Raw genomic sequence first — 2,151 nt, 5'->3', positions numbered from 1 at the left:
TATGATTTATTTTGGGTGAGATTACTTTGGATGAAATTACTAGAGGGATTAGATTAAGAGGGTAATCATACCGGACATCACACCTGGCATCATATCGGACATAATATCGCTTGCCGATCTGGGTCGAGTTTAACGGCATGTTTATGGAGAGATGGCTCTTAACCAGATAAAAGTGATTGTTTTCACGTCAAGCTTGTAAAGTGACTTCTATGCTGGTTAAGCCGTTTCTAGTAATGAATGATATGACCTTTAGGCAACGTCATTAAGCTCTGATGCCACTCGGTCACCAAGTGCATTCAACATTTCAACTTCACCTTTAAATACCGCAACGATGATTTTATCCACTTTGTATTCCGTTGGTATAATCACACGTCCGCTCACGCCCACTTCGAGATCGTATAACACTTCGGCTATGGGTTTAATGGCGAGTTCAGCTGGGTAGTAAAGTACTGTTATCGTCTGTGTTGTCATAATTGTATCCATACATTTTCTGGGTGCCCAGATGATCCTTTCTTATGTTAAATAATATACAAACCTAGCGTTGTTATCATGATTTAACTCTCCCGCAAATGAGAGGATTAACCGTACCGTATACGCAACACCTAATGGATCGGAATCATAGTCGTTTAGATGCATGCAGTAAAGCGCAATAAACCCTTATTCAACGATTAAAAAACAGTGGTTTTGGTTTTAGTCTAAGCCGATTTCAGCGTCTGTAAAATACTGCAATCTTTGATCTGATGGCTTTTACAGCAGCTCGCGAGTGCGGCTAATGATTGTTCTAGTAATGCCAATTCTCGCTGAGTTTGTTGAATGCGAGCAAGTTGTTCGGCAATGATGTTGTCGACTAATGCGCACGACGATTTTGGATCTTGTTGTGTATCAACCAAGCGCTTGATGTCATCGAGTCCGATGTTTAATTCTCTGCATCGTCTGATAAATACCAATGTCTCAATATCTTTTTCTTGGTAATGGCGATAGCCATTACTGGTACGGATTGGCGGGGAGAGTAGACCAATCTGCTCATAATATCGGATGGTTTTAACCGATACCTGGGCAATTGATGCCAATTCACTTATTTTCATATTGACCTTCCAGTGGCTGTAACCTTTAAGCTTAAGCATATCATTTTTCGATAATGTGTTGTTAAAAGGAAGTTGTATGTTGAGTTATTCCGCGGCGTCATTAATTTTGTCGCTAGGTGTTATTGGGGTGAGTGAAGCCAATGTGGTGGATAACTCGATAAACACGTCTGGACAGAGTGCAAATTACAGTAAGAATGACAGTGGTAGCCACAGTGAAAACCCTCAACATTCTGAGCATGATGATCCAAAAGCGGATGTTGATGAACACGAGCATGAACACGAAGAAGAAATGGAAACCATTGTCATACAAGCCACTCGTTCTGGGCGGATTGCCGATGAACAACCTATTCGAGTTGAGGTCATTAACCGCGAAGAGATTGAAGAAAAAGCGGCGATGAGACCAGGTAATATTTCTATGCTGGTGGCTGAAACGGGTGGGGTAAGATTACAAACAACGTCTCCGGCGTTAGGCAGTGCCAATATTCGCCTACAAGGCTTGTATGGTCGTTATACCCAATTACTGGCAGATGGTTTACCGCTGTACGGTAACCAAGCAGGGTCGATTGGTTTGTTGCAAGTGCCGCCGACAGATTTAAGTCGCGTTGAAATTATTAAAGGCTCGGCGTCATCACTTTATGGTGGGTCAGCACTCGGCGGGGTAATTAACCTTGTATCTCGAACGCCTGGTGATGAACTCAGTGGTGAAGTGTTGCTCAATGCAACCACGCGCGATGGTCAGGATGTGACCACCTATTTTGAGTCGCCATTGAGCGAGAATGTAAAAGGGTCGGTGACGGCAGGGGCTCATTATCAAGACAAGCAAGATATTGATAATGACGGCTGGATCGATTTGGCAGGTTATGAGCGATACACAGTTCGTCCGCGATTATTTTGGGAAGGACAAGAAGGGCAAACACTGTATGTGACTAGCGGGTTTATGACCGAGCAACGTACTGGCGGTACTTTGGGTGATAACACGGTCGCTGATGGTACTTCGTTTGAGCAATCGCAGGATTCCGATAGGCTTGATGGCGGCCTGGTGTTTAGTATGCCGTTATTAGAGTCA

At 43.7% G+C, this 2,151-nt stretch carries 3 protein-coding genes; 1 reads left to right on the top strand and 2 read right to left on the bottom strand.

The window, feature by feature from the left end; genetic code table 11:
* Positions 1-249: 249 nt before the first annotated feature.
* Together CXF78_RS14905 and CXF78_RS14900 are read right to left on the bottom strand one after the other, a co-directional pair.
* Positions 250-471, bottom strand: coding sequence for a DUF2375 family protein (locus CXF78_RS14905; protein ID WP_101086456.1), 222 nt, complete (start codon positions 469-471; stop codon positions 250-252).
* Positions 472-695: 224 nt separating this feature from the next.
* Complete coding sequence (locus tag CXF78_RS14900; RefSeq protein ID WP_011638267.1) at positions 696-1,085, bottom strand: Cd(II)/Pb(II)-responsive transcriptional regulator; 390 nt, start codon at positions 1,083-1,085, stop codon at positions 696-698.
* A gap of 76 nt (positions 1,086-1,161) precedes the next feature.
* Here CXF78_RS14900 and CXF78_RS14895 point away from each other — a divergent pair.
* Positions 1,162-2,151 (top strand): TonB-dependent receptor plug domain-containing protein (locus CXF78_RS14895; RefSeq protein WP_180957160.1); only part of this gene is annotated, 990 nt, incomplete at its 3' end.

Origin of the sequence: Shewanella sp. 11B5, from assembly GCF_002836795.1 — a bacterium.
In the GTDB taxonomy this organism is placed as follows: domain Bacteria; phylum Pseudomonadota; class Gammaproteobacteria; order Enterobacterales; family Shewanellaceae; genus Shewanella; species Shewanella frigidimarina.
Note: the sequence above shows the minus strand (reverse complement) of the source record. Positions and strands in the feature narration are given on the sequence as shown.

Excerpts from the sequence above, each read along its gene's own strand:
- CXF78_RS14905 (WP_101086456.1), bottom strand. The coding sequence starts at position 471 with ATGACAACACAGACGATAACAGTACTTTACTACCCAGCTGAACTCGCC.
- CXF78_RS14900 (WP_011638267.1), bottom strand. The coding sequence starts at position 1,085 with ATGAAAATAAGTGAATTGGCATCAATTGCCCAGGTATCGGTTAAAACC.